The organism is Candidatus Phycorickettsia trachydisci (assembly GCF_003015145.1).
In the GTDB taxonomy this organism is placed as follows: domain Bacteria; phylum Pseudomonadota; class Alphaproteobacteria; order Rickettsiales; family Rickettsiaceae; genus Phycorickettsia; species Phycorickettsia trachydisci.
In genome coordinates this window covers 711668-735294 of the sequence record NZ_CP027845.1, presented here as the reverse complement: position 1 = coordinate 735294, position 23627 = coordinate 711668, and the positions used below count along the sequence as shown (strand labels likewise).

Annotated in this window: 25 protein-coding genes; 8 read left to right on the top strand and 17 right to left on the bottom strand. The window is 34.8% G+C overall.

Annotated elements, in window-relative coordinates; genetic code table 11:
• Positions 1–95: 95 nt before the first annotated feature.
• Positions 96–1634: a hypothetical protein gene (locus phytr_RS03190; RefSeq protein WP_106874446.1), complete on the bottom strand. Its 1539-nt coding sequence runs from the start codon at positions 1632–1634 to the stop codon at positions 96–98.
• A gap of 207 nt (positions 1635–1841) precedes the next feature.
• Between phytr_RS03190 and phytr_RS03185 the strand changes: the two genes are divergently transcribed.
• Together phytr_RS03185 and phytr_RS03180 are read left to right on the top strand one after the other, a co-directional pair.
• The gene (locus phytr_RS03185; RefSeq protein WP_106874445.1) at positions 1842–2855 is read left to right on the top strand and encodes a patatin-like phospholipase family protein; all 1014 of its coding nucleotides are present in this window, start codon (positions 1842–1844) and stop codon (positions 2853–2855) included.
• 166 nt (positions 2856–3021) lie between these two features.
• Complete coding sequence (locus phytr_RS03180; RefSeq protein ID WP_106874444.1) at positions 3022–4536, top strand: ankyrin repeat domain-containing protein; 1515 nt, start codon at positions 3022–3024, stop codon at positions 4534–4536.
• Positions 4537–4648: 112 nt separating this feature from the next.
• Here the strand turns inward: phytr_RS03180 and phytr_RS03175 are convergent, their stop codons facing one another.
• Positions 4649–6097, bottom strand: a complete 1449-nt coding sequence (locus phytr_RS03175; protein ID WP_106874443.1) for a sigma-54-dependent transcriptional regulator — start codon at positions 6095–6097, stop codon at positions 4649–4651.
• A 128-nt stretch (positions 6098–6225) separates the two neighbouring features.
• On the bottom strand, positions 6226–6972 hold the full coding sequence (gene trmB / locus phytr_RS03170; protein ID WP_106874442.1) for a tRNA (guanosine(46)-N7)-methyltransferase TrmB: 747 nt from the start codon (positions 6970–6972) through the stop codon (positions 6226–6228).
• 137 nt (positions 6973–7109) lie between these two features.
• On the opposite strand from trmB, the gene phytr_RS03165 reads away from it, so the two are divergent.
• Both phytr_RS03165 and phytr_RS03160 read left to right on the top strand, forming a co-directional pair.
• The gene (locus phytr_RS03165; protein ID WP_158706842.1) at positions 7110–7811 is read left to right on the top strand and encodes a murein hydrolase activator EnvC family protein; all 702 of its coding nucleotides are present in this window, start codon (positions 7110–7112) and stop codon (positions 7809–7811) included.
• Between the two features lie 783 nt (positions 7812–8594).
• Complete coding sequence (locus phytr_RS03160) at positions 8595–9470, top strand: DUF2610 domain-containing protein (RefSeq protein ID WP_106874440.1); 876 nt, start codon at positions 8595–8597, stop codon at positions 9468–9470.
• 4 nt (positions 9471–9474) lie between these two features.
• On the opposite strand, the gene phytr_RS03155 is transcribed toward phytr_RS03160, so the two are convergent.
• The 13 genes from phytr_RS03155 to phytr_RS03095 all read right to left on the bottom strand — a co-directional run bounded on the left by phytr_RS03155 (position 9475) and on the right by phytr_RS03095 (position 19040).
• The gene (locus phytr_RS03155) at positions 9475–10080 is read right to left on the bottom strand and encodes a hypothetical protein (protein WP_106874439.1); all 606 of its coding nucleotides are present in this window, start codon (positions 10078–10080) and stop codon (positions 9475–9477) included.
• Between the two features lie 99 nt (positions 10081–10179).
• On the bottom strand, positions 10180–10866 hold the full coding sequence (locus phytr_RS03150) for a hypothetical protein (protein ID WP_106874438.1): 687 nt from the start codon (positions 10864–10866) through the stop codon (positions 10180–10182).
• A 1-nt stretch (position 10867) separates the two neighbouring features.
• A complete protein-coding gene (locus phytr_RS03145) occupies positions 10868–11680 on the bottom strand; it encodes a hypothetical protein (protein WP_106874437.1) in 813 nt (270 codons plus the stop codon).
• Positions 11677–12375: a hypothetical protein gene (locus phytr_RS03140; protein ID WP_106874436.1), complete on the bottom strand. Its 699-nt coding sequence runs from the start codon at positions 12373–12375 to the stop codon at positions 11677–11679. The genes phytr_RS03145 and phytr_RS03140 overlap by 4 nt, the downstream gene beginning before the upstream one ends.
• A 175-nt stretch (positions 12376–12550) precedes the next feature.
• Positions 12551–13255: a hypothetical protein gene (locus phytr_RS03135; RefSeq protein ID WP_106874435.1), complete on the bottom strand. Its 705-nt coding sequence runs from the start codon at positions 13253–13255 to the stop codon at positions 12551–12553.
• 222 nt (positions 13256–13477) lie between these two features.
• Positions 13478–14215 carry a hypothetical protein gene (locus phytr_RS03130; RefSeq protein ID WP_106874434.1) on the bottom strand — a complete coding sequence of 246 codons (738 nt, stop codon included), beginning with the start codon at positions 14213–14215 and terminating at the stop codon, positions 13478–13480.
• Positions 14216–14345: 130 nt separating this feature from the next.
• A complete protein-coding gene (locus tag phytr_RS06460; RefSeq protein ID WP_199843759.1) occupies positions 14346–15083 on the bottom strand; it encodes a hypothetical protein in 738 nt (245 codons plus the stop codon).
• Positions 15084–15222: 139 nt separating this feature from the next.
• Complete coding sequence (locus tag phytr_RS03120) at positions 15223–15891, bottom strand: hypothetical protein (protein ID WP_158706841.1); 669 nt, start codon at positions 15889–15891, stop codon at positions 15223–15225.
• A gap of 77 nt (positions 15892–15968) precedes the next feature.
• Positions 15969–16658, bottom strand: a complete 690-nt coding sequence (locus phytr_RS03115) for a hypothetical protein (protein WP_158706840.1) — start codon at positions 16656–16658, stop codon at positions 15969–15971.
• 40 nt (positions 16659–16698) lie between these two features.
• The gene (locus phytr_RS03110; RefSeq protein WP_106874431.1) at positions 16699–17430 is read right to left on the bottom strand and encodes a hypothetical protein; all 732 of its coding nucleotides are present in this window, start codon (positions 17428–17430) and stop codon (positions 16699–16701) included.
• Positions 17431–17529: 99 nt separating this feature from the next.
• Complete coding sequence (locus phytr_RS03105; protein ID WP_106874430.1) at positions 17530–18012, bottom strand: hypothetical protein; 483 nt, start codon at positions 18010–18012, stop codon at positions 17530–17532.
• A gap of 24 nt (positions 18013–18036) precedes the next feature.
• Positions 18037–18495: a hypothetical protein gene (locus phytr_RS03100; protein WP_106874429.1), complete on the bottom strand. Its 459-nt coding sequence runs from the start codon at positions 18493–18495 to the stop codon at positions 18037–18039.
• Positions 18492–19040 carry a hypothetical protein gene (locus phytr_RS03095; RefSeq protein ID WP_106874428.1) on the bottom strand — a complete coding sequence of 183 codons (549 nt, stop codon included), beginning with the start codon at positions 19038–19040 and terminating at the stop codon, positions 18492–18494. Before phytr_RS03095 ends, phytr_RS03100 begins: the two co-directional genes overlap by 4 nt.
• Before the next feature lie 240 nt (positions 19041–19280).
• On the opposite strand from phytr_RS03095, the gene phytr_RS03090 reads away from it, so the two are divergent.
• The 4 genes from phytr_RS03090 (at position 19281) to phytr_RS03075 (ending at position 22589) form a co-directional block, all read left to right on the top strand.
• Positions 19281–19442, top strand: a complete 162-nt coding sequence (locus phytr_RS03090) for a DUF2706 domain-containing protein (protein ID WP_106874427.1) — start codon at positions 19281–19283, stop codon at positions 19440–19442.
• Positions 19439–19654, top strand: a complete 216-nt coding sequence (yidD, locus tag phytr_RS03085) for a membrane protein insertion efficiency factor YidD (protein ID WP_106874426.1) — start codon at positions 19439–19441, stop codon at positions 19652–19654. The genes phytr_RS03090 and yidD overlap by 4 nt, the downstream gene beginning before the upstream one ends.
• Before the next feature lie 189 nt (positions 19655–19843).
• Positions 19844–21019, top strand: a complete 1176-nt coding sequence (locus tag phytr_RS03080; protein ID WP_106874425.1) for an ankyrin repeat domain-containing protein — start codon at positions 19844–19846, stop codon at positions 21017–21019.
• Positions 21000–22589, top strand: a complete 1590-nt coding sequence (locus tag phytr_RS03075; RefSeq protein WP_106874424.1) for an ankyrin repeat domain-containing protein — start codon at positions 21000–21002, stop codon at positions 22587–22589. The genes phytr_RS03080 and phytr_RS03075 overlap by 20 nt, the downstream gene beginning before the upstream one ends.
• A gap of 81 nt (positions 22590–22670) precedes the next feature.
• Here the strand turns inward: phytr_RS03075 and secF are convergent, their stop codons facing one another.
• Positions 22671–23576 (bottom strand): protein translocase subunit SecF, encoded by a 906-nt coding sequence (secF, locus tag phytr_RS03070; protein WP_106874423.1) that lies wholly within the window; start codon positions 23574–23576, stop codon positions 22671–22673.
• Positions 23577–23627: the final 51 nt, after the last annotated feature.

Sequence of the window (23627 nt, the reverse complement as noted above, 5' to 3'; positions counted from 1 at the left end):
AACGCTTTAATAATTATGACATTATTAACAAAGTTATGGTTTGGTCTAAATGATAAGAAATGTGTAGTTTAGGCATTAAATGTTTTGGTATTGTTCTATGGCAATACCAAGTCCCAGGCATCTTGGAATAGTCCTGATAAACCACTCATGTCCCAATAAGTCGGTGTATCTAAGAATTCTTCTGGAATGTCAGTAGGTGGAGTAGTATCTCTAGTTTGGAATAGTAATGTTTCAATAGGTCTTTTGCATGTAGAATTATCGCATGCATCTTTATAGCGCTCAGCAAATAATGCGGCGGATTCCGAATGTACCGTTACTACATCTTGCTTAGATTTAAAACCTACTCCATCAAGTTTAATTGAATAACCTTGAGAATCAAGGTCTAACGCTTTTAATATTTTATTAACCTCTCTTTGAGAGACTATAGTTTGGCGTTCAATGTAAGGGTTATTACTAACGAATAAAATTATAAGTTCTTTTTGATACGCGTATTCACCTTCTTGTATTTTTTGAACTAGGTTCATACCAGCATCCCTAGCTGTGGTTGCTGTGTTTGGTCTTTGTTCTGGTCCCAAATGACTATCAATAACGACGCTATTTGGTAGATATTTTTCTATCAAGTCATAGGACATTGTTGTTTCTGTTAGGCGATTTTGTTCTCCATCAGCATAATTAGGATAAATACGTCCAGGCATACGTCCTTTAGGGCACTCTTCTTCGGTTTTATATTCGATTAATGGAGATTGTTCATCAAGTTTTATTTTATTTTTTTTGGCAAGATATGGTATGTAACTTTTTCCTTCTTCGATACGGTCATTATTTTCGCCTACTGGTACGCTTGCATCTAATAAATCCATATCAGTTATTTGACTGCTAGCATGTTCTAATTTTGCCAAAACTGTAGGACTAATACCGTCGAGATTGGCCCATAGTTCTCTTGCTCCAGCTAGCACTATGGGATTTTCCTTAAATGTTAGACTGTATTTTGAAGTAATAAACTTATAATCAATAATTCGAGCTAATAGTCCCACACGCGATGCTCCAGCGATCCAAGCTGTGTCATATTCTTGGTAACTTGGTTCATGTCTGTCGATAAGTTTTAAGACTTCTGCAGCTTTATTAAATTCTTCTTCATGTTCCTGCATCCAATTTAGAGATGTAAGCTCATTTCGTTCTTGCCCTATTTTACGGTTAAAAGCATTTTGCGAAAGGTAAAGGAGTAAATCCTTCATATCTTGTTCGTCTAACCCTGAACCTTTACCAAAATTTTTGCGCAATATTTTAGGATTAAATTGATCAAAATTTTGATCAGCTTTAGATTTTTTGATGGCAGAATATAATTTATTAAAAACTATTTCAGGATCTTTCAAATTTAATGCATTAATACCTTGCCATAATTTTGTGGGCGTAAAATAGCCAGACATTTGAAGAATGTTCAATAAAGCTTCTTGATGTTCTTTTGCGCTTACAATTTTTGAGCCTTTCTTATATCCTTTGAATCCTAGGTTGTCAGCTGCTTGTTCAAATGTGGATGGGCTGTTGGATTTTTTATATCCTTGGTAAAAGTATGTAGCAACGGGCAACAGGAAAAAGGCTATGCTAGATTTAATGATGTTATTGTGAGAATTATTCATATGAATAAAGATTTGTTATTTCTAAAGTATTATATCATATTTAACTAAAAAATATAGTGATTAAGATACCTCTCAGTTGCCAAAAATATAAACCGGTAATCTTAGTAGAAGTATTGCTATAATGGAAATTATATTGACAAATTTTACTAATTTAGTATAAGGTTAGGCTATCTGTTATATTAGGATAATTATAAATAGTTATAGCATATGAAAATTTTGTCAATAGATGGAGGGGGGGTTAGGGGCATAATACCCGCTAGAATTTTGCAAGAGATAGAGGATAGGACTGGGAGGCATTCAGCTGAGTTATTTGATGCAATTTCTGGTACTAGCACTGGAGGAATGATTACTTTAGCATTAGCAAAAGCTGATAAAGAAGGAGATCCCGCTTTATCTGCAAAAGATGTATTAGATATATATTTGCATCGTTCAAAGGAAATATTTGCTGGGCAAACTGTTTGTTGGAAGATGCAAACTGGGTGCGGTTTATGGGGTAGCAAGTACAATAGATCTAATTTTGACAAGATGCTGGAAGAAGTTTTCGGGAAAGCATTGTTAAGCCAAACTGTATGTCCTGTTTTTGTGCCCATTTACTCTTTAGAAAATTATAAGCCTTTTATTAGTGGTACATTTTTTGCCAAAAGTAATAAAGTTAACGATTTTTACTTAAAAGATATTGCTGGTGCCACTAGTGCAGCGCTAACTCTTTTCCCTCCTAAAGTATTTAAAAGTCCTAATGATTCAGTGACCTATAAGGGAGTTGATGGGGGTATATACGCTAATAATCCATCTTTAATTGGAATATCAGGGGCCTACTTGATGCAACCTAGTTTGGCATTAGATAGTATTGAATTAGTGTCTCTAGGAACGGGTGAATTAAAAAGAGGGACAGAAAAAGAAGAAAATGGGGCTAAAAAATCAATTGATATTGAAGATATCGTAGAGGATGTGATGGATAATGATGGTGTCATAGGATGGCTTCAAGGCAGGGACATTATTGGAAGTATGATGGATGCTGATAGTGTTATAGCTGAGGCAGCTATGAAGGCTATGTTAAAACAAGGTAATCATTTTAGATTTCAAGTTGATCTACCCGATAGTTTAAAGAACATGGATGATTGTAGTGATCAAACTATTAGCGGTTTGCTAACCCTGGCCGAAAATTTCATTGCTGAAAATACTCATGCTATTGACGAGTTATGTACTAAACTTTTGGGCTAAAAAATTACTCAAGATAAATAATTTAGCTATCCTTTTTTATTAATTCAAACTTTAAAAGTCAAAAAGCTTTTTGACTTTTATCTAGTTATTCTATTATTCTAATCATAAAATACTTAATTTAAATTATATTTTATGAAAGAAGAAATGCAAAACGCTTTAAGAGCATTTGAACAAAAAAAATCCTGAGCTGTTCCAAGCTTTACATAGACCAGAGTTGGGGTTGAAAGAAATGATAGAAAAAGATTCGAAGTTAGACTACAATTCCGAGTTTTATACAAGTGATTATATGGCGTCATTGAAACTACCATCATATTGCAACATTATGCATGTCGCAGCGTCTATAGGTAACCCTAAGAGTTTATCAATTATAGTAGAGAGATTAAAAGATGCAAAAGTAATAGAGCTTATGAATAGCCGGATTTTCAATCAGAAGAGTTATCATAAGGAGAGTGTATTAGGAAACTCAACGCCTTTAATGGCTGCTGTAATAAATGGGCATGATGAGGTAGCCAAAATGTTGATAGATATGGGCGCACATGTTCATTATAAAGAAGATAAACAAAGCTTAAGTCCCTTAGAAACTGCTCTTACTTATGCCGCAAATATTAAAATGTTGGAAGTGTTGACAAGGGGAATAAATGATAAAATTTTATATTCCTCTTTACTTAATATATCTGTAGAGTATTGTGATGTTGAGGGTATTAATTTCCTCTTGGATAAAGGTGCTGTAGTAACCGCTGATTCTTTAAATTTAATTCTTAGAAGACCTTTAAATGCATCTCAAGAAGGCTTTAATGCTATGAGGAATGGTGTTAAGGAGTTACTAACGTTGCTTAACTCCGGTGTGGTAATACAAGAAGATAACTTTCGAAAATTAGAGTCAAAAATTGATGTACTATATCAACCAAGGCTTATTACAGAAGATGGGCTATGTCCTATAGTATGTTTAGGAGGAATGATGAGAATTTTTAAATTTGCTGGTCAATTTAGGTCAGAAAATGTTAAAAGTGCTATAAAAAATTATATATTTGATGCGGGGTTAAATGACCTAGTGCATGAGAAAGTGGAGAGAGTGAAACAAAGTAAAGATCCGTTAGAGATAAAGCAATTTCTAAAATCTATTAATACTCTCTTGAAGAATATATCTGAAAATTTGAGTATTTTTGAAGAATTAAAGGAAAGTTATTTACAGTTACACGAAAAAGCTAGTGATATATTATTTAGTCATCTTGAAGAAATTAATTCTAATCCGAAAGATCTAGGGTTTCATAAAGAACTTGCTGATACTTTAAAAAGAACTGCGGAGTTATATGAGAGGGATGAATTAAGAGATAATCCTGATTTATTGGAAAAATTGAGTGATAATTTAGAAGTTTTACAAAAAAGAATACTAGATCATCTTCCTGAGCAAAAAGATGCAAATATTCAGCAAGATACAACCACCTCTATATCTGAGGAGAATTGGTTAGTAAATTATGTTAAAAATATCTTCCATCCTAAAACAAGCGATGTGTCTTCTAAGGATGTTACGATTGAAGATTCTTCTGCAAAAAGAGAGATTATGAAATGTTTACCTTTAGATCAACAGGGTAGATTAGGGAATCTTTGTAAGGATGGTATAAATGCTCCGTGGTTGCCAGAATCCTCAGGTGAGGGTGATGCTGTTCCATCTAATGGCTAAGATGTTGATAATCAAAGGGATTGTAGTGCTTTGCTTGGCTGTACTATATGTTAAATGTCTTTTAAAGATTAAGAGAGAAAAAATCTATTTGATCCTTGATCAAGGGGATGAACTAGTTTGCTAGTTCATTCCCCATTTCTTGATCTAATTTAAACTTGTTGCTATAGATATTGAGCAGCTTGAGTTTGCGGTGCAAGGCTGATCTTTCCATGCCTATAAACGCAGAGGTTTTAGAGATGTTGTTATTAAACCTGCTCATTTGCGCGCTTAGATACTGCTTTTCAAAAATTTCTCTAGCTTCTCTAAGTGGCAAGGACATTACGTCTACTAAATGCTCAGAATTTGTAGCAACCAAATTAGCCGAATCGCTTAACACGCAAGGAGGAAGCATATCAAATCTGATCATTTTATCCTCATCATTATTTACAGGATTCATAATCATAGACCACTCAACAACGTTTCTTAGTTCTCTGATGTTGCCAGGCCAGTTATAAGCCTGCAATGCAGCAATAGAATCAGGTGCGAATATTCTAGGTTTAAGTCCTGATGATTTGACTAATTGATGTACAAAATAATCGACAAGAATTGGTATATCATCCTTTCTTTCAGCTAAATCAGGAATATGAAGAGGGATAACGTTTAATCTATAATATAAGTCTTTGTTAAACTTTCCATTATTTATTTCCTGTTCTAAATTTCTGGTTGTGGCTGCAATAATGCGAGTTTCAATTTTAATAGTTCTGCCATTTTTTTCGATATTTTGGCTTTGAATCGTTTGTAGCAACCTTATTTGAACTTGTAGGGGTATATCTGCTACTTCATCTATATATAAAGTGCCGTTATGAGCTGCTTCAAATAAACTGGTACGATAAGTATATACACCCGTTACATCGTTTTTTTCAGGATCACCAAATAAATCTTGTTGTATTTTTTCAACACTCATCCCAGTAGGACTAAATCTAATGAACGGTCCGTTAGCATTTTTAGATTTTTTGTGAAGAATTCTTGCGAATAGTTCTTTACCGACTCCAGCGTTACCTGTCATTAAGACTCTGCCTGAGGTAGGAGCTATTTTTTCAACTTGAGATTTGAGTTTATTAACGCATGATGAGGTGCCTATAATCTCAGTTTTATCGATTACTTTTGCTTTTAGATCTAGATTTTCTCTCTTAAGCCTTGATGATTCGCAAGCTCTTTTGAGCATGATCATCAGTTTATCGTGAGTGAAAGGTTTTTCAATATAATTATAAGCGCCAAGTTTAATAGCAGTTACAGCTGTTTGAATGGTACCGTGACCACTAATTACTATAATAGGCATTAATGGGTAGCGTTTTTTGACTATTTCTAGAATTCCAAGACCATCTATCTCACTGCCTTGTAGCCATATGTCCAAAATTATTGCGGCTGGTACTTTTTGCTCTATTTTTGCAAATGCTTCATCGCTATTATGTGCAATCCTTGGGCTGAAACCCTCTTCTATTAAGATTTCAGCCAGCAATTTTGCAATATCATCTTCATCGTCAACTACTAAAACGTCTAGGGCGGTATTATGTGTAGTCATATCATCAAATTATTAAGAGGTTAATTTAGTATACATAATTTACATTATACTTACTAGAAAACTAAATCAACTGTTAATTTCGAAAAAAATAGCTTTTTTCGTAAAAATAGATCTAAAATTTTTTTAAGTCATGCATTTTTCAACCTTAGATTATCAATCGAGGGGGTGATTTTGTGACCAACCAGAGAAAAAACGGAGCGTCCTTCTTTTAAGGCTTTGTTACAGTACTTGGTAAAATACAATTGTTGAGTTTGTATTTTTATATCCAAGGGTTGATCTAATGACATTTTATCTGCTTTATTGGTTTTTTTTACAATAATTTTATTATTAAAATTAAAAATTTCTTTCTTGTGTAACAAAGATTGCTCACCTACATCTTCAATCACTTGATCAAAATAATCTTTTATGTCAGTGACAAATTTGAAAATGCCTGAGTCTTTTAGTTTTGTAAAAAAAATGCTCAAACGATTTTTATTAACAAGTCTTCTTTTGTTGTGGCGTTTTTTAGGCCATGGATCAGGAAAAAAAACATAAAAAGCATCAACAAAATTATTGGGTAAACTTTCAAGTATATGGTCTGCATCTCCTGGATAAATGAATAAGTTATCTAAAGGTTGTTTTTGACATAATTTTAATAGATTGCACACGCCGTTCATATAAACTTCAATTCCCAAGAAATTTTGATGAGGGTTAGCAAGAGCCATATTATATATAAAATCTCCACTACCAAATCCAATTTCAATATGTAGATTAGGTAAGCTTGTAAGTTTTTCTTTATCTATTTGATACTTTGGTAGGATATTTTGTATCAAAGATTGACATAAATTAGATAGTCCTTTACCTACCGTTCTTGCATAACTCTTGATTTTTCTCATAAATTCCTGTACATATAGCTCTATAAACCATACTTATCAATAATACACTGACTCGTAGGTTTTGGGAAGTAAAAGAAAACCAAAAATACAAATAATTTATGCCAAAAACCACAAAATTTTTCTTGATCGTGATATTTATGCAACTCCTAGTTGCATGTTCAACTCAACCACCGGCTCCAATTCAGTATAAAGAAGCTCAAGCGTTAAACGATTTAACTCAATATTATTCACAAGAAGATAAAGAACGAAAATCCCTTTTGGAAGAGATTGAATCAGAGGATAAAAGACAAACCACTTTAATTGAATCTGAGAAAGTCCAAAATGAAAAAGAAGAGGTTCAAGATAAAACAAATCAGCTTGATTTACAAATTAAAGAAATCTTAGCTGCTAAGAATGAAGAAAAAGAAACTCCAATTGCAAAAAAACAAACTCCGGTAAAAAAAATTAAAACTTTAGAAGGCCTAAATTCAGCTTTAATAAGACCAGTTGATGGGTACTTGATTAAAGAATTCAGTAATGATCATAAAGCGATTAGCGTTGCAACAAAATTACGTAATCCAGTAAAATCTGTGTATGATGGTCAAGTGATTTATTCAGGACATGATAATAAATTTGGCAATCTCATAATTATAAAGCTTAAAAATACAGATTATTTTGTTGCTCTTGCCTATCTTGATGACATTACTGTAACGAAGGGTTCATTGGTAAAAAAGGGGGAGGTAATAGGTCATGCTGGTCAAACGGGCAGTGCAAAAGAGCCTCAATTATATGTTGCTATTAAAAAGGGTAAAGAGCCAATTAATCCATTGCAATATATAAATTACTCCTCTTTCAATTAGAGCGTTTATAAAAGCTGAATATTTTTGTTTTTAGTTAAAAGAGAAATCTCAAAAAAATAAAAGGGACTGCAAGGAGTATATCGCCGGATCTATGCCAGCGTTATACCTCCTCAGTCATCTATACTTTTAACATATTATATAATTGATGCTAACTACTTTTAAGAAAAAATTTTACCTAGATTTATTGAAATTAGGTTGATACTGTGTACGGGCTGTGATTATTCCTCGGAAGGTAGTAAAGAAATTGCTATCACTAAAGGATAGGGAACTATAAATTCGAGGCACAGTAAAAATGATCAGTGGTAAAGTAGTGCAGTATCTGGTGAGGTACCAGACTGAACTACAAAACCTTTTATACATTACTATATTTAAAAGTTCTTGCTAACTATGTCCAAATAAAATTTTATTTAAATTTATTGAGATATGCTTGATGCTTTCAAAAGTAAAAACAATTGTGTAAAAGTAGAAGGGATAGGGAGTTATAAAATTGTAGATATCAAAAGATATCGGAGAATTAGCTCTCCCTGACTGTGAAGGACTGGGGTTAGAAGTCCTACAATCATTTAGAGCTATTTATACTTTTATCACATAATAGACTTGTCACTAACCTCAGTCTAAGCAAAAATTTTATCTTAATTGATTTTTTCGTATTCATCTCCTTACCTTTGCTAGTGCATGATTGCAAATTAATCTAATTTTGAATTTTTTGACTTACTTACTCAGGACTTTCTAGGGTCTTGGCACTTTATGTCATAAAATAGAGAAAATTCTCTAAGGCTTTATATGAAAAAATTTACTATAAACTGTGATTTTGGCGGACAAATGTCGCCTTTTACTATCTTTATAGGTGAACCGGAGTCAGAACATCACCCACTGCATTTCCAGGCAGATTGGCTTTCAAAAGAACGTAATGGTACCATACCTAGTCAGGTTATGGATGCAATTGCAAAACTAAAAGAGCTGGCAGATAAAAATAAAGTATCATTGGAAGAATTATGTGTATATGCATTAGGTTCGGTTGGTGCTGATGAAACTCAAGCTATTGAGGCAGAAGGTGATCAAGCTAATACTGAACGGGGAAATGTTGCTACAGATTCATATGAGGCGTCTACTGAAAATGTTCAAATCCAAGAGGGTGTGGATACGTCTACCAGTGGGGAGTTAGTAAATCAGGAAGTTGTAGATGAAGTTGTTGGTGAAGAGTCATCGGATCAAGGAGATGGAAATATGGTTGTTAATGAGGAGTTGTCAAGCCAAGAAGTTGTAGATGCGTCTAGTAGTCAAGAATTACCAAGCCAAGAAGTTGTAGGTATGTCTGCTAATCCTGAACTGTCAAGCCAAGAAGTCTCTGACAACACTTCAGTAGAAGGGGGCGTGAATGAGTCCGTGCTAGCTGAGGAAGCCACTGTCACTAATGAAGATCAGACTAACCAACAAGCTGAAAATGCTGGCGATGATATAACGGTCTCAGAAAATAACTTAGATACTCAAATTACTGCTGAAGAAAACGTTGATGCTTCCGTGGAAGAGCAAGTTGTGGTTGCTGAGAATAATGTTTCAACTGGGCAACAAAATCTTGTACAAAATGTAGATGAAAAAACAGTTGATAAGATTAATGATCAACAAGCAATTTCATCTGAACCAAAGAAGGATCAATAACAAATCAATCATCTTGCTCAACATTTGCCCAAATTCTGTTCAGACTACTAGCAGTTAAGTATTGGCATGATCCAAGCTCGCCTCCTGCAATAGATACAACTGACCTCATTCCTTCTGCTATAGTTGTGCCACTCATACTGATTAACTCGTCAGCATCTGATAAGCATTCCCAAGCTATGATTTCTCGATCTTGAGCCGTAACATTACCGCTGTTATCGTATTTGATATTAAATATGGGAGTTAACAAAATTCTTCTACCGAAAAATGGCTCAAAGATTGGCACCTTTGCTTTTGTTCCTGTACTTGAGCTTACGCCGTTATTTGATACAAATTTCATTTGTATTCTTAATCCAGATTCAATTACTACTAAGCTGGAGATATAGGGATTTTCCAAGTAATTTTTAAAAGTTCTTCTTATAGAAGAAAATGAGTTTTTATCATCCTCGCTCTTTCCTCCCACAAAGTCTACTACTATTAAAGAGTTATCTGATGATTTGGTTGTGTTAATTCCGTAAGTTTGTAAGTTAGGATATATACTGTCCGACACAAATCTGATTGCACTATCTAGATCTGATTTAACGCTTCTAAGAGTTTTCCTAGCCGCATCCAAATTTTCTTCTGATAGACCAAAACCTCATTCGTCAGCAGCGTATGAAATAGTAAAAAAAGCAAGAAATATTAAAGTTAGTTTTTTCATGGAATTATAACCTTAAATTGTTATCCATATAGTATTCATTGTAGCGGCACTAATATATTGACATGACCCAAGTACTCCTCCAGCTACAGAAAGAACTGATAAAGAGCCTTCCGAGATGCCGTTGGCAGAAGATGCAATTGTTTCGTCAGCGTCAGTGAGGCATGTCCATGAAGATATAGCCTTATCTTGTGACGTTACTTTTGTACCTGAATAAGTTGCATTAAATATAGGTACTAACATTATTCTTCTGGCTAAAAATGGTTCAAATACAGGAACCTGAGCGCTTGTTCCCACTCCGAATGAGGTGATATTAGTACCTGCGAATTGCATTTCAATCTTCAACCCATAATCTACAATAGCTAACTTAGCTATATAAGGATTTTTAATATAAGAACCTGAATTAGTACTTGTGACCGTAGTAATCCAATTACTAAATGTTGAAGTATTACCGCTAGTGTTTATCAGATATGCATATATAGAGGTGCTTGCTGTTTTAACGTTTTTTCCATAAGTGGATAGATTAGGGTATATATCATTCTCTACAACTTTAATTGCATATGCGAGATGAGTTAGAATGTTTTTGCCTGTGATTCTTGCAAGATTAATTGCAACTTCACCGACGCCATATCCATCATCTTGTGCTGCAAAAGACTGTTGGCAAATAAGGCATAATAGTACTATTTTCCTTATATTACGCATATTAAATATTCACCCATAAATTATTTAGATTTGCAGCTCTCATAAACATACATCCATTTAAAACGCCTCCAGCAATTGAGACGATTGAAACGCTACCTTCTGGAATGCCATTAGCAGAATATGCAACAGTTTCGTCAGCATCCGTATAACAGGTCCAGTAGTCAATATCACCTCCTGTAACAATTTTTTGTCTTTTGTGTCTTCTTTTATTTCGACAATCATCATCATCATAATCGTCATTATCATTATCATCGTCATCATCACCTTTAAACTTATCAAATATATCACTAAAGAGACTCAATATGCCACGAACAGATCCACAACCTGCGCTTTTTATATGCGGTACTAATATAATTCTTCTGCCTAAAAAAGGTTCAAATATTGAAAGCTTAGATGTTGAATAGTTACTTACAGGAGTAATATAATTATTTACAAACTGCATTTGAATTTTGAGGCCATAGTTTACTATAGCTAATTTATATATATATGGGTTTTTAGTGTAAGATCCTGAATTGGTATTTGTGACCGTGGTGATCCAGTTGGTAAATGTTGAAGTGTTGCCTGTATTATTAACCAAATATGCATATACTCCAGTGCCTTGTTGCGTATATAGTTTGCTGTTTACATACGGCAATATATCGTTCATAACGACTTGTTCTGCGTATTCCAGGTGAGTCGTAATGTTTTCTAGTGTTGCTTTGGCTAAGTTGTAATCAATTTCTCTCACTCCTGCATTTTTTTGATCATATGCAAAGCTAATTCCATTTAAATGTAACAATATGAAAATTAAGTATACTATAATTTTACGAATCATATACTAGCCCATATAGTATCTAAACTTGCTGCACTAATAAACTGACATGCGCCAAGATTTCCTCCTGCCATTGATACGATAGATCTCATACCTTCGGCAATTGTGGTTCCTGAAGTTGATACACTTTCGTCAGCATCTGATAAGCACTCCCATGCGCTAATTTCCAAATCTTTAGCTACAACGTTAACTCCAGAAGAGTCATATGCAACGTTAAATATCGGTACCATTACGATACGTTTACCGAGAAATTGCTCAAATATTGGTACCTTTGCTGTTGTTCCTACATTATCGGTAACGCCAGTAGTAGAAGAAATAAATTTTAATTGTATGCGCAGTCCTGTTTCAATAATTGCAAGCCTTGCTATGTATGGGTTAGGTTTGTAACTAGTATAAGAACTTGTTGCTGTACGTGAGTTGGTGGGTACTTTACCAGAAGTGCTGCCAACAAAATCCATCAAAATTGTAGTGCTTGCAAGAGCGATATTTGTTTGAATGCTGTAGGTTTGTAAGTTTGGAAATAATACGTCTTCTACCTTGCGCATTGCATCGTCTAGGCTAGGTCTTATACTTAGTAAGGTTTTACGAGCCATATTCGTCTCTTCTTCTCCTATACCAAATTCTCCATCTCCTCCTGCGAAAGCATTTAATGCAAGTAGCGATATTATTAATAGGCTTAAAGTTAACGTGTTTTTCATATAATATGCGGTTGATAATCGTGCTATCGTTTATTGCTATTTATTTAAGCATATTAAATACCATTATTTAGGCAATTTTTTTTATTAATAACGGATTAAAAATGACGTTGCGTTGTTTATTGATCTCAAGAATTGGGAATGGTGTTGAGGTGCCGTCAAACAGCACCTCATCATATTAAATAGCAGCCCAAATGGTGTCTAGGTTTGCGGCGCTAATAAATTGGCATGATCCTAGGTCTCCACCGGCCATGGATACGACAGATCTCATACCTTCAGAAATTGTGTTACCTGAAGTTGAGATACCTTCGTCAGCATCTGATAGGCATTCCCAAGCAGTGATTTCGGTATCTTTTGCTACAACGTTAGCAGTAGCAGTTGCTGCGTCATATGTAACGTTAAAGATAGGAATCATTACGATACGTTTACCGTAAAATGGTTCAAAAATTGGCACTTTTGCAGTTGTACCAGGGTTATCAGCAACTCCAGTAGAAGCAGAGACAAATTTCATCTGTACGCGCAAGCCAGTTTCAATAATTGCAAGTCTTGCTATATATGGATTAGTTTTATAGCTGGTATAAGCACTTGTTGAAACGCGAGAGTTACTTGCAACTTTACCTGAAGTAGTACCAATTAAGTCCATTAGTATAGTGGTACTGGCAATAGGAAGAATTGTTTGGATATTATAGGTTTGTAAATTTGGGTATAGTATATCCGATACTTTACGCATTGCGTCATCTAAGCTAGGCCTAATGCTGTGAAGAGTTTTACGAGCCATATCTGCATCTTCTTCTCTTAAACCAAATGCCCCTTCGTCACCCGCAAAAACAGTAGATGCAAGAAGAGATGTTAGTAATAAGCTTAAAGTGAGTTTATTTTTCATACAAATATATTATTTAAGAGTTTAGCTGGTACTTTTAAGCATTACCACGAGGTATTGCTCGCCCATTAAACATATTAAATATTAAATATTAGTATCTAAGCAATTTATTTATTAATAATAGAATTAAAAAATAGTCTAACGTTGCTTATTGATCTCAGAGCTAGGTTCAAGATAGTATGAAGGGTTTAGTGTTGAGGCGCCGTTAAACAGCACCTCCTTGATTTAGATAGCAGCCCAAATTGTGTCTAAGTTTGCTGCGCTAATAAATTGACAGGATCCAAGATCTCCTCCGCCCATTGATACGACAGATCTCATACCTTCAGAAATTGTAGTACCTGAAGTTGAGATACCCTCATCGGCGTCTGATAAACATTCCCAAGCACTGATTTCAGTATCCTTTGCTGTAACGTTATTTCCAGATGAATCGTATGCAACGTTAAAGATAGGAATCATTACGATACGTTTACCAAAAAATAGTTCAAAAATTGGCACTTTTGCAGTTGTACCAGGATTGTCAGCAACACCAGTAGAGGCAGAAACAAATTTTAGTTGTACGCGCAGACCTGTTTCAATAATAGCAAGTCTTGCAATATATGGATTCGTTTTGTAAGTATTGGTAGTTGTCGTCACTCCACTTACAGTGGTTGAAACGTTAAAGGCACTTGTTGAAACGCGAGAGTTACTTGCAACCTTACCAGAAGTGGTACCAATTAAGTCCATTAAGATAGTGGTGCTTGCAATAGGAAGAATTGTTTGAATGCTATAAGTTTGTAAGTTTGGATATAGTATGTCTGTTACCTTGCGCATTGCATCGTCTAAGCTGGGCCTAATGCTATGTAGAGTTTTACGGGCCATGTCTGCATCCTCTTCTCTCAAACCGAATGCTCCTTCATCGCCAGCAAAGGCGCTGGATGCAAGAAGGGATGTTAGTAGTAAGCTTAAAGTTAGTTTATTTTTCATATGATCAAGTATGTTTATGTTAATAAGTCGTACTTACAAATATTTTAAATGTTACAGGTTAGAATTTTGTAACTATTTTGCGAGAAAGGGATAAAATTTATGAAAAAGTTGTCTATAAGACTCATTAACTTTAGATATTGGCCCAAATTGTATCTAGGTTAGATGAGCTAATAAATTGGCATGCTCCAAGATTTCCTCCACCCATTGACACGACAGATCTCATACCTTCGGCAATTGTAGTGCCTGAAGTTGATATACCTTCATCCGCATCTGACAGACATTCCCAGGTACTGATTTCAGTATCTTTTGTCGTAACATTTCCAGCCGAATCGTATACTACATTAAATATTGGAATCATTACAATACGTTTACCATAAAATGGTTCAAAGATTGGTAATTTTGCCGTTGTAACAGGGTTATCATTAACCCCAGTAATAGCTGAAACAAACTTTAATTGTACGTGTAAGCCTGTTTCAATTACTGCAAGTCTTGCAATGTATGGATTAGGTCTATAGGCCGGTGGAGGAGGGGGTGCTCCGGGTGGTGGGGGAGGGGCTCCAGGAGGGGGCGCTCCAGGTGGTAGTGATATACGTGAATTCGTTGGTATTTTGCCAGGTGTATAGCCTATGAAATCCACTAGTATGGTTGTACTTGATATTGGTAAATTGGTTTGTATTGAATAGGTTTGTAAGTTTGGATATAAAGCATCTTCAACTTTACGCATTGCATCATCTAAGTTAGTTCTGATACTCTGAAGAGTTTTATGGGCCATATTGGCCTCTTCTTCTCTAAGACCAAACTCGCCTTCATCTGAAAAAGACGTATTAAGAGATAAGACGAATGTGAAAACGAGAAATTTAAGAAACATACTTTTTAGATGTTGTTTAGGACTGGTTTAAGTATTGTCACTAATATTGTATTTGTAGCAATCATTTATTAATTCAAAGTCTTAGAAGTTGTGATGATGTGACTATAAGTCCTCAAAAACTTTTTGATATATAGTTTTTCTAGATATTTTTCCAGATTGAATCTAAATTTGTTGGACTAACATATTGGCATGTACCAAGTATGCCTCCACCCATTGCGACAACGGATCTCATTCCTTCGCCTATGGTAGAACCGCTTGTAATTACCCCTGAATCAGCATCGGTAATGCATTCCCATCCGTCGATTTCTTGATCTCTGACAACTATTTTACCGTTGTTATCATATTTAATATTTAGAATGGGCGCTAGTATGATTCTTTTGTTTAAAAAAGGCTCAAATAATGGAACTTTATATTGTTTAAAAGGATCTTCTGGTTGGTTATCAAAATTTGCAAATTGAAATTGTATCCTTAATCCAGATTCAAGAATAACTAGTTGTTTAGCATAAGGATTACGAGTATAATTACCCCCAAATTCAGATACGGTAATATTTGCTCCAAGAGTTCCTGCGTCGGTGCCTGATGGAACGAAATTTATTAGTATATTGGAATCGGCAATATTGATTCTAGTATCTACGCCGTATGTAATTAAGTTTGGATATATTATCCCTTCGACTATTCTTAGTGCGTCGTCAATCATCGATCTTGCATTTATTAAAGTTTTTCGCGCTTCAACGGTTGCTTCTTCGTTAAGACCAAATCTACCTTCATCATATGCAAAAGCTGCAGAGGATAACGTAACTAAAAACATAACTACGACCTTTGCAGCTTTCATGATTGACCTTCTATGTGATAACACTATAGGTACTGTGAGGTACCCAAGTAGTGTTAGATAGTTTGCCAGACGGTGCTGAAGCTAGTTGAAGGTAGGTATTGGCAAGTACCAAGTATACCACCTCCCATAGATACGACAGATCTCATACCTGCAGCGATGGTTGTACCACTTGTGCTAATTCCTTCGTCAGCATCAGTTAAACATTCCCATGTGTTAATCTCTTGATCTTTAATCGTTAATTTGCCAGAGCTGTATTTAACGTTAAAAATAGGGATTAAAATTATTTTCTTACCATAAAATGATTCAAAAATAGGCACATTAAATGTAGCTCCTGCGTTAGCATTGCTAACTCCTGTACCACTGTCTACAAATTGCATCTGTACTTTAAGTCCAGATTCTAAGATAGCAGCTCTTGCAAGGTATGGATTTGATGTGTAAGAAGTAAACTGTCCTGATAATGAAGAAGCAAGAGTAGGAGTTTTTGTTGCTGTACTACCTACAAGATCAACTAATATACCTGTACCAGCTGAAGTATCAACGTTGTAAGTTGCTAAGTTAGGATATATAATTCCTTCAACAATTCTTACAGCTTCGTCAACGATTTTTCTAACGCTTGTAAGAGTTTTTCTTGCGTTAACTGTTGCTTCTTCGTTTAAACCAAATCTACCTTCATCAGCTGCAAATGACATACCAGAAGCTAATAAAGAAGACACTAATAAAATTTTTGTTAACTTATTTTTCATATAGTTACCCATAAAATGTTGTTAATAAAAAACCATAAAATTAAATAGTGACCCAAATATTATCCATATTTGCGACACTCACATATTGACAAGTCCCAAGCACTCCTCCTCCTATAGATACAACAGATCTCATACCTTCCGATAAGCCTGCTTCACCTGAGCCAATTGATTCATCAGCATCAGTTAAGCATTCCCACGCACTAATATTTAAATCTCTTGTTACTATGTTTCCACTAGAATCATATGAAATATTGAACATTGGCATCAAAACTACGCGCCGATTATAGAAAAGTTCAAACATTGGAACCTTGGTTGTCAAATTTCCAGTTGTAACCGAAGTTGTATTTTCAATGAACCTTAATTGAATTCTAAGACCAGAAGCAATAATAGCCATTCTAGCAACATAAGAATTTGCTTTATAAGAAGTATAAAGACCGGAAATGCTATGTGCGGTGTAACCACTACCCATACCACTTGTACTTCCAGTTCCTCCTATTAAATCTACTACAATACCAGAAGCTGACGAAGAGACATTAGTCTTAATTCCGTAAGTTCCAATATTAGGATAATAAATTTTTTCAACTCTCCGTACAGCATCATCTATCACTTCACGTATATTTGCTAAAGTCTTACGTGCCATATTCGTTTGCTCCTCAGATAACCCAAAACCTCCCTCATCATACGCGTAACACAGATTAAACGTTGTCAAAGAAGTCGCTATAACAGCAGCTTGAATCCAACGTTTAATTCTATATTTTGAGAAATTGCTCATAACATGCGTCTAACTTTATGATTAAAAAAACTGAAATATAAAACTCAAAATCCTACCACAGGTAAATTTTTAGTTATATACTCTAGGACAATTTATAATTTAATTAAGTTGTAATTTAAAGCTATTTTCATCTTCATCAGTCAACAAAACGTAATCCTGTGTAATTAATACAACTTTATATGGAGAAATTTCATCACCTTGTCTTAATATTGTATCGTTGATTAGACAATAGCTTTCTCCTCCTGTTGCTACGATTGCAGAAAGCGTAAGATTATTTTTAGATCCTGAAGATACTTTAGTTGGATCAATTAATTTATCTTTATCTGCTTTATCTTTCCTTCGTGCATCTTTTTTTGTTTGGGCAGCAATTTGTTCTTCAAGCTTTTTCTTTAATTCTTCTTCATCTGCTTCTAGTTTCTTTTGTCTTTGATTCAATTCTTCTATTGCTTTACTAATACTGCTCTGTTTATTGCTTAAATCTCCTTGTAAGCCCATAATACTAGAACGCAAAAAAGGAAGCATTCCTAATCCTATTATTAATATGAAAAACAGATTTATAAATGGTAAAAGTTTTCTAAACATATTATCCCCTTAAAATTATGCTTATTACATTTTGTCATAAGCTAAAGTTATTAAACTGACCGAAACTACATTAGGAGTCAGATCCTTACCCTCTAATGTAAAAGTTTTTACACTAAATATTAAACCTTGTTTTTTAAATTCATCTAAAATTTTTATAAAGTCTAGATAATTTGCATCAATTAAAAAATTTGATTCAACGTAAACATATTTCTTTTTGTCCTCTTTTGACTCTCCATACGATTGTACTTGAAAGTCATATGTATTAATTGTGCTGTTGGCTTTAAATACGTCTAACATATCAGGTATTTTGCTAATTTCAGATGTAAAAAATTTGAAGGGAGATAAGGTTTCTGCCATCATTTTTTTTGCTTTTTCTCTAGCTGCAAGTTTTTGTAATTCTTTCTTTTGTGTCTTGATCTTATATCCATAGTAGCAAGTAGTAAGTGATATAAAAATATTTAAGATATAGCAAAGTATTTTCATAAATTTACAGTAATGGATAGGGTATATTTAAATTTTTTCTGATCTTCTACAGGCTTGTTAGTAGAATCTTTCTTTTTTATAGCCATTTGATCCGTAATGTAACTAAAACTAAATGGCATTGCTGCTGGTTTAGCTTTAGTTTTTTTAACTGTATCGGCTTGGTCTTTTCGTGTGTCATCTGACAATTTGACATCAGTGATGTCACATGCCGTGTCGGAAAGAGTTTCTAACTTTTTTATGTATTCTGCAACATTATCTAAATTAGTTGTACCCATGGTTAATATTATTTTTTTATCTTCAAAATCTATTTTTGATACCTTCATAGTTTCGGTATATATTTTAGCTAAGCTAGTTAGAAATTTTATTATGTCGTTGGTATTAGATTTATCTGGTACCTTAATTTTAGGATTTGTTGTAGGAGGCTTTGTTTCAAGTGATTTAGTTTTATCGGCTACCTCTTGCTTATAGCTATTGTAGCTAAATATGACTTTAGTCAAAATTGCTGTATTAATAATAAAAAGTAAAAGTATTTTTCTGTAAGTCATATATATGGTTGCGCTTCCCTAATTATCCTAGCTTTTACAAGGACTTCTAGGTTTGTTATATCTTAATCAACTTAATTGTTTCAATAGAAATGCTAGCTTTATAGATAACTAGAAAATTCCGTGACTTTTTGATATCAGATTAATTTTATTTAATGAGTTAAAATATGATACAATTATGTAAATTTGAGATAACATATTAGTATATGCAAGGTAAGTATACGTAATTTTGTTAGTGCCTTAATGAAGAAGATTTTTTTAATAGTGTTTGCATTTAATATGATGTCTGCATGTGTGCAAAAAGCTCAATATGAGGTACTAAGTCCTTGCGTTTCAAAGGAAATACAAAGTCCATGGTTGAAAAATCCATGCGTGCGTAAAATGCTTAATCATGATATAGCATGAGAAAAATATTACAGTATATCATTACTCTGCCCATCAAGGCTTATAGGCTATTAGTAAGTCCATATATTAGTTGTTGCAAATTTCATCCAAGCTGTTCGCAGTATGCTCTTGATGCTCTTAACCGTTATGGTTTGATCAAAGGTGCTTGGAAAATTTGTTGTCGCTTAATAAGATGTAATCCTTTCAGTAAAGGGGGGATTGATCCTGCCTAAACACTCTTTCGTCCATATTTTATTCATTACTTTAGCAAAAACCCCTAGCTAGTGGTCAAACATTTTACATGTCATTTTTGATAGATGATGATATGATTTTAGTATATATTATTTAAATTTATTATGACTTGAATTATAGTTAATAAAGATATATGATATTGTTATATTTATAATATCAAGATCTAAAAAATGGATAATATACTCAAAAGATTTATTGAATCACTTGAAAATAATGAAGTTCAAGCAGCTATTGGATTAATAGAAAAAATAGATATAAGTCAGCTAAAAGATGAAAATAATCAGACTGTTTTACATTTAGCTGCAAAGTATGGTTGTCTGGAAGTGGTAAGGTTCCTCGTGGAACAAGGTGCTGAGAAGGATGCCGCAGATGAATATGGCGCTACTCCGCCGTTAACTGCTGCATGCGAAGATCATCTTGAGGTGGTAAAGTACCTCGTGGAGCAAGGAGCTGATAAGGAATCTGCAGATCGACATGGTAGTACTCCATTGTTATGGGCTGCAAGCTGCGGTCACCTTAAGGTGGTAGAGTATCTTGTGGAAAAAGGAGCTAATAAGGAGACTGTAAACATTAATAGCATTAATTCACTGGGGGCTGCTGCAGAAAAGGGTCACCTTGAGGTGATAAAGTATTTGGTGGAACAAGGAGCTAATAAGGATGTCGCAGATGAACATGGTGTTACTCCGTTATTAATTGCTGCATGCGAAGGTCACCTTAAGGTGATAAAGTATTTGGTGGAACAAGGAGCTAATAAGGAGGCTGGAGATCAATATGGTAGTACTCCATTGTTATTGGCTGCATACGAGGGTCACCTTGAGGTGGTAAGATACCTTGTGGAACAAGGAGCTGAGAAGGAGGCTATAAACATGAGTGGTGGTACTCCATTGTTACATGCTGCAAGTTGCGGTCACCTTGAGGTGGTAGAGTACCTCGTGGAACAAGGAGCTAATATGAAGTGTGTAGATCACTCTAATGATACTCCATTGTTAAGGGCTGCATGCGAAGGTCACCTTGAGGTGGTAAAGTACCTAGTGAAACAAGGAGCTAATAAGGAGGCTGTAAACATAGATGATGCTACTCCGTTGTTAACTGCTGCAAGAAAAGGTCACCTTGAGGTGGTAAAGTACCTTGTAGAAAAAGGAGCTAATAAGGAGGCTGTAGACGTAGATGATGGTACTCCACTGTGGTTTGCTGCAAGCTGGGGTCACCTTGAGGTGGTAAAGTACCTAGTGGAACAAGGAGCTAATAAGGAGGCTGCAAATAGAAGGGGTGATACTCCATTGTTAAGGGCTGCATACGAAGGTCACCTTGAAGTGGTAAAGTACCTTGTGGAAAAAGGAAACTAATAAGGAGGCTGTAGACATAGATGATGCTACTCCACTGTGGTTTGCTGCAAGCTGGGGTCACCTTGAGGTGGTAGAGTACCTAGTGGAACAAGGAGCTAATATGGAGGCTGCATACAGAAATGGTGCTACTCCATTGACAGAAGCTGCAGAAAAAGGTCGCCTTGAGGTGGTAAAATACCTTGTGGAACAAGGGGTTAATAAGGAGGCTGGAAACCTTGGCTCACCATTGTTAATGGCTGCATGCGAAGGTCACCTTGAGGTGGTAAAGTACCTGGTGGAACAAGGAGCTGATAAGGAGGCTACAAACATGAGTGATGGTACTCCACTATGGTTTGCTGCAAGACATGGGCATGTCAAGGTGGTAGAGTACCTAGTGGAAAAAGGAGCTAATATGGAGGCTATAAACATGAGTGGTACTAATTCACTGTGGGCTGCTGCAGAAGAAGGTCACCTTGAGGTGGTAAAGTACCTTGTGGAAAAAGGAGCTAATATGGAGTGTGTACATCAATATGGTGATACTCCATTGTTACGGGCTGCAGAAAAAGGTCGCCTTGAGGTGGTAAAGTATCTCGTGGAACAAGGAGCTAATAAGGAGGCTACAAACATGGGTGGTGCTACTCCACTGTGGAATGCTGCATGGCTGGGTCACCTTCAGGTGGTAAAGTACCTTGTAGAACAAGGAGCTAATATGGAGGTTGTAGACGTAGATGGTAATACTCCATTGTTAAGAGCTTCAGGCCGGGGGTTGCTTGAAGTGGTAAAGTGCCTTGTGGAACAAGGAGCTAATATGGAGGCTGCAGATCGACATGGTAATACTCCACTGCGGAATGCTTTAAAAATGGTTCACTTGTATACTCTTGTAGAAAGCCTTCACCTTAAGATAGCAAGGTACCTAGTGGAACAAGGAGCAAATCTAGATTTTTCTAACGCTAACTTTAGTAATACTTTCTCAAACACAGTGGATAATATTTTGAATACTGATAATAGCAGGCAAAAGATGAAAGTTTTGAAAAAGATTCTTGATGCGTTAAATCACCATCCTGACATACCATTAAGTTCAAGAAGTGATGAATTCTCGGATATGTTAAACGATGCAATGCAAGAAGTTGAGAATGATATAACTAAAAAAACTTGGAATAGAGAAGAACAAATCAAGATATGCCAAGAAATAATAGAATCAGATACTCCAGAGAGAGTTAAAATAATTGCTCGTCAATATTTGCCTCATCATGAAAAAAGTTATGAAAATATTTGTAATATTTCTTTTGATTGTATTAAAAATCAAGGTAATAAGCTTGATATTAGCGGCTCTCATTCTGGCCAATTTATTGGACAAAATTTGTTCAAATTTTTGGATTATGAAGACAAAGAAAGTTTAATGGAAGTATTGGAATTGACAAAATTTTTCCACGAAGCTCAAAAACAGATTAAGGAGGCTAAGGACTCACAAAAAAGAATTAGATTACAAGAAGAAGATGCGGAATACAGTTCTGATTTGGAAGAAGTAACAATGGGTATAGTGGCTGAAAATGATGGTACTACTAATAAAGTAGATGGTAATTTTTTATAGAGGTAAAGCTATAAGAACTCCATGCTAACCGTTGCTATATCCTAATATGTGGTTTGTGGACCACAGATAGTTTATCACTATCTAAATTTTTTCTAATTTAAACATTGGCAAAATAGGTGCGGCAATAAATATTGAAGAGAACGTGCCAACTAAAATACCGAAAAACATTAGTAAGCTAAATTCTTGTATAGCTTTTCCTCCATACACTATTAATGCTAGATTAGCGATTAGAGTAGTTAAAACTGTCAGAGTAGTTCGGGATAGAGTTTGATTGATGCTCATATTAATGATCTCGATGATATTTTTATGCGACCATTTGTGCAAATTTTCACGAATCCTATCATAAATAACTACTGAGTCATTCACTGAGTAGCCAACAATTGTCAGTAATGCTGCAATGCTGCTTAAGTTAAAGTCGAGCTGCATCCAACTAGCAAAACCTAAACACAATATGATATCGTGTACTAAAGATAGTATAATACCTATTCCAAATCTCCATTCAAAGCGAATCCAAATGTATGCAACAATTGCTGCAAATGCCAATGTAACGCTCATAATGCCGCTCCAGATCATTTGGCTACCTACTTGTGGTCCAACAAAATCAACTCTTTCATACTTAATGCGATTATTTTCAAATTCTGTGTTGATAGATTTTTTAATCCTATCTATGATGCTTGAAGTGTCATGATCTTTACCAGAAGCGACCTTGATTCCAATCTCATTTTCTCCAATACTTTGTATCAGCACTTCTTTAAGGTTGATTTTTTCCAAATTTTTTCTCATTTGTGCTAATTGGATAGGTTTTTTACTTGAAATTTCAATATTGATACCGCCCACAAAGTCTATGCCAAAGTTTAATTTAAAAACTCCTAAGCTAATTATACTTATCAGCATTAAAGCTATAGAAATCATATAAGAATAGTTTCTAAAGGTCATAAAGCTAAATTCAACATCGCTTGACCATAAGCGTAAAGGATAAAGGCGCATTGTAAAAAATTTTAATTTAGTATCTTTGATATTTTAGCAAATTTTTTTGAA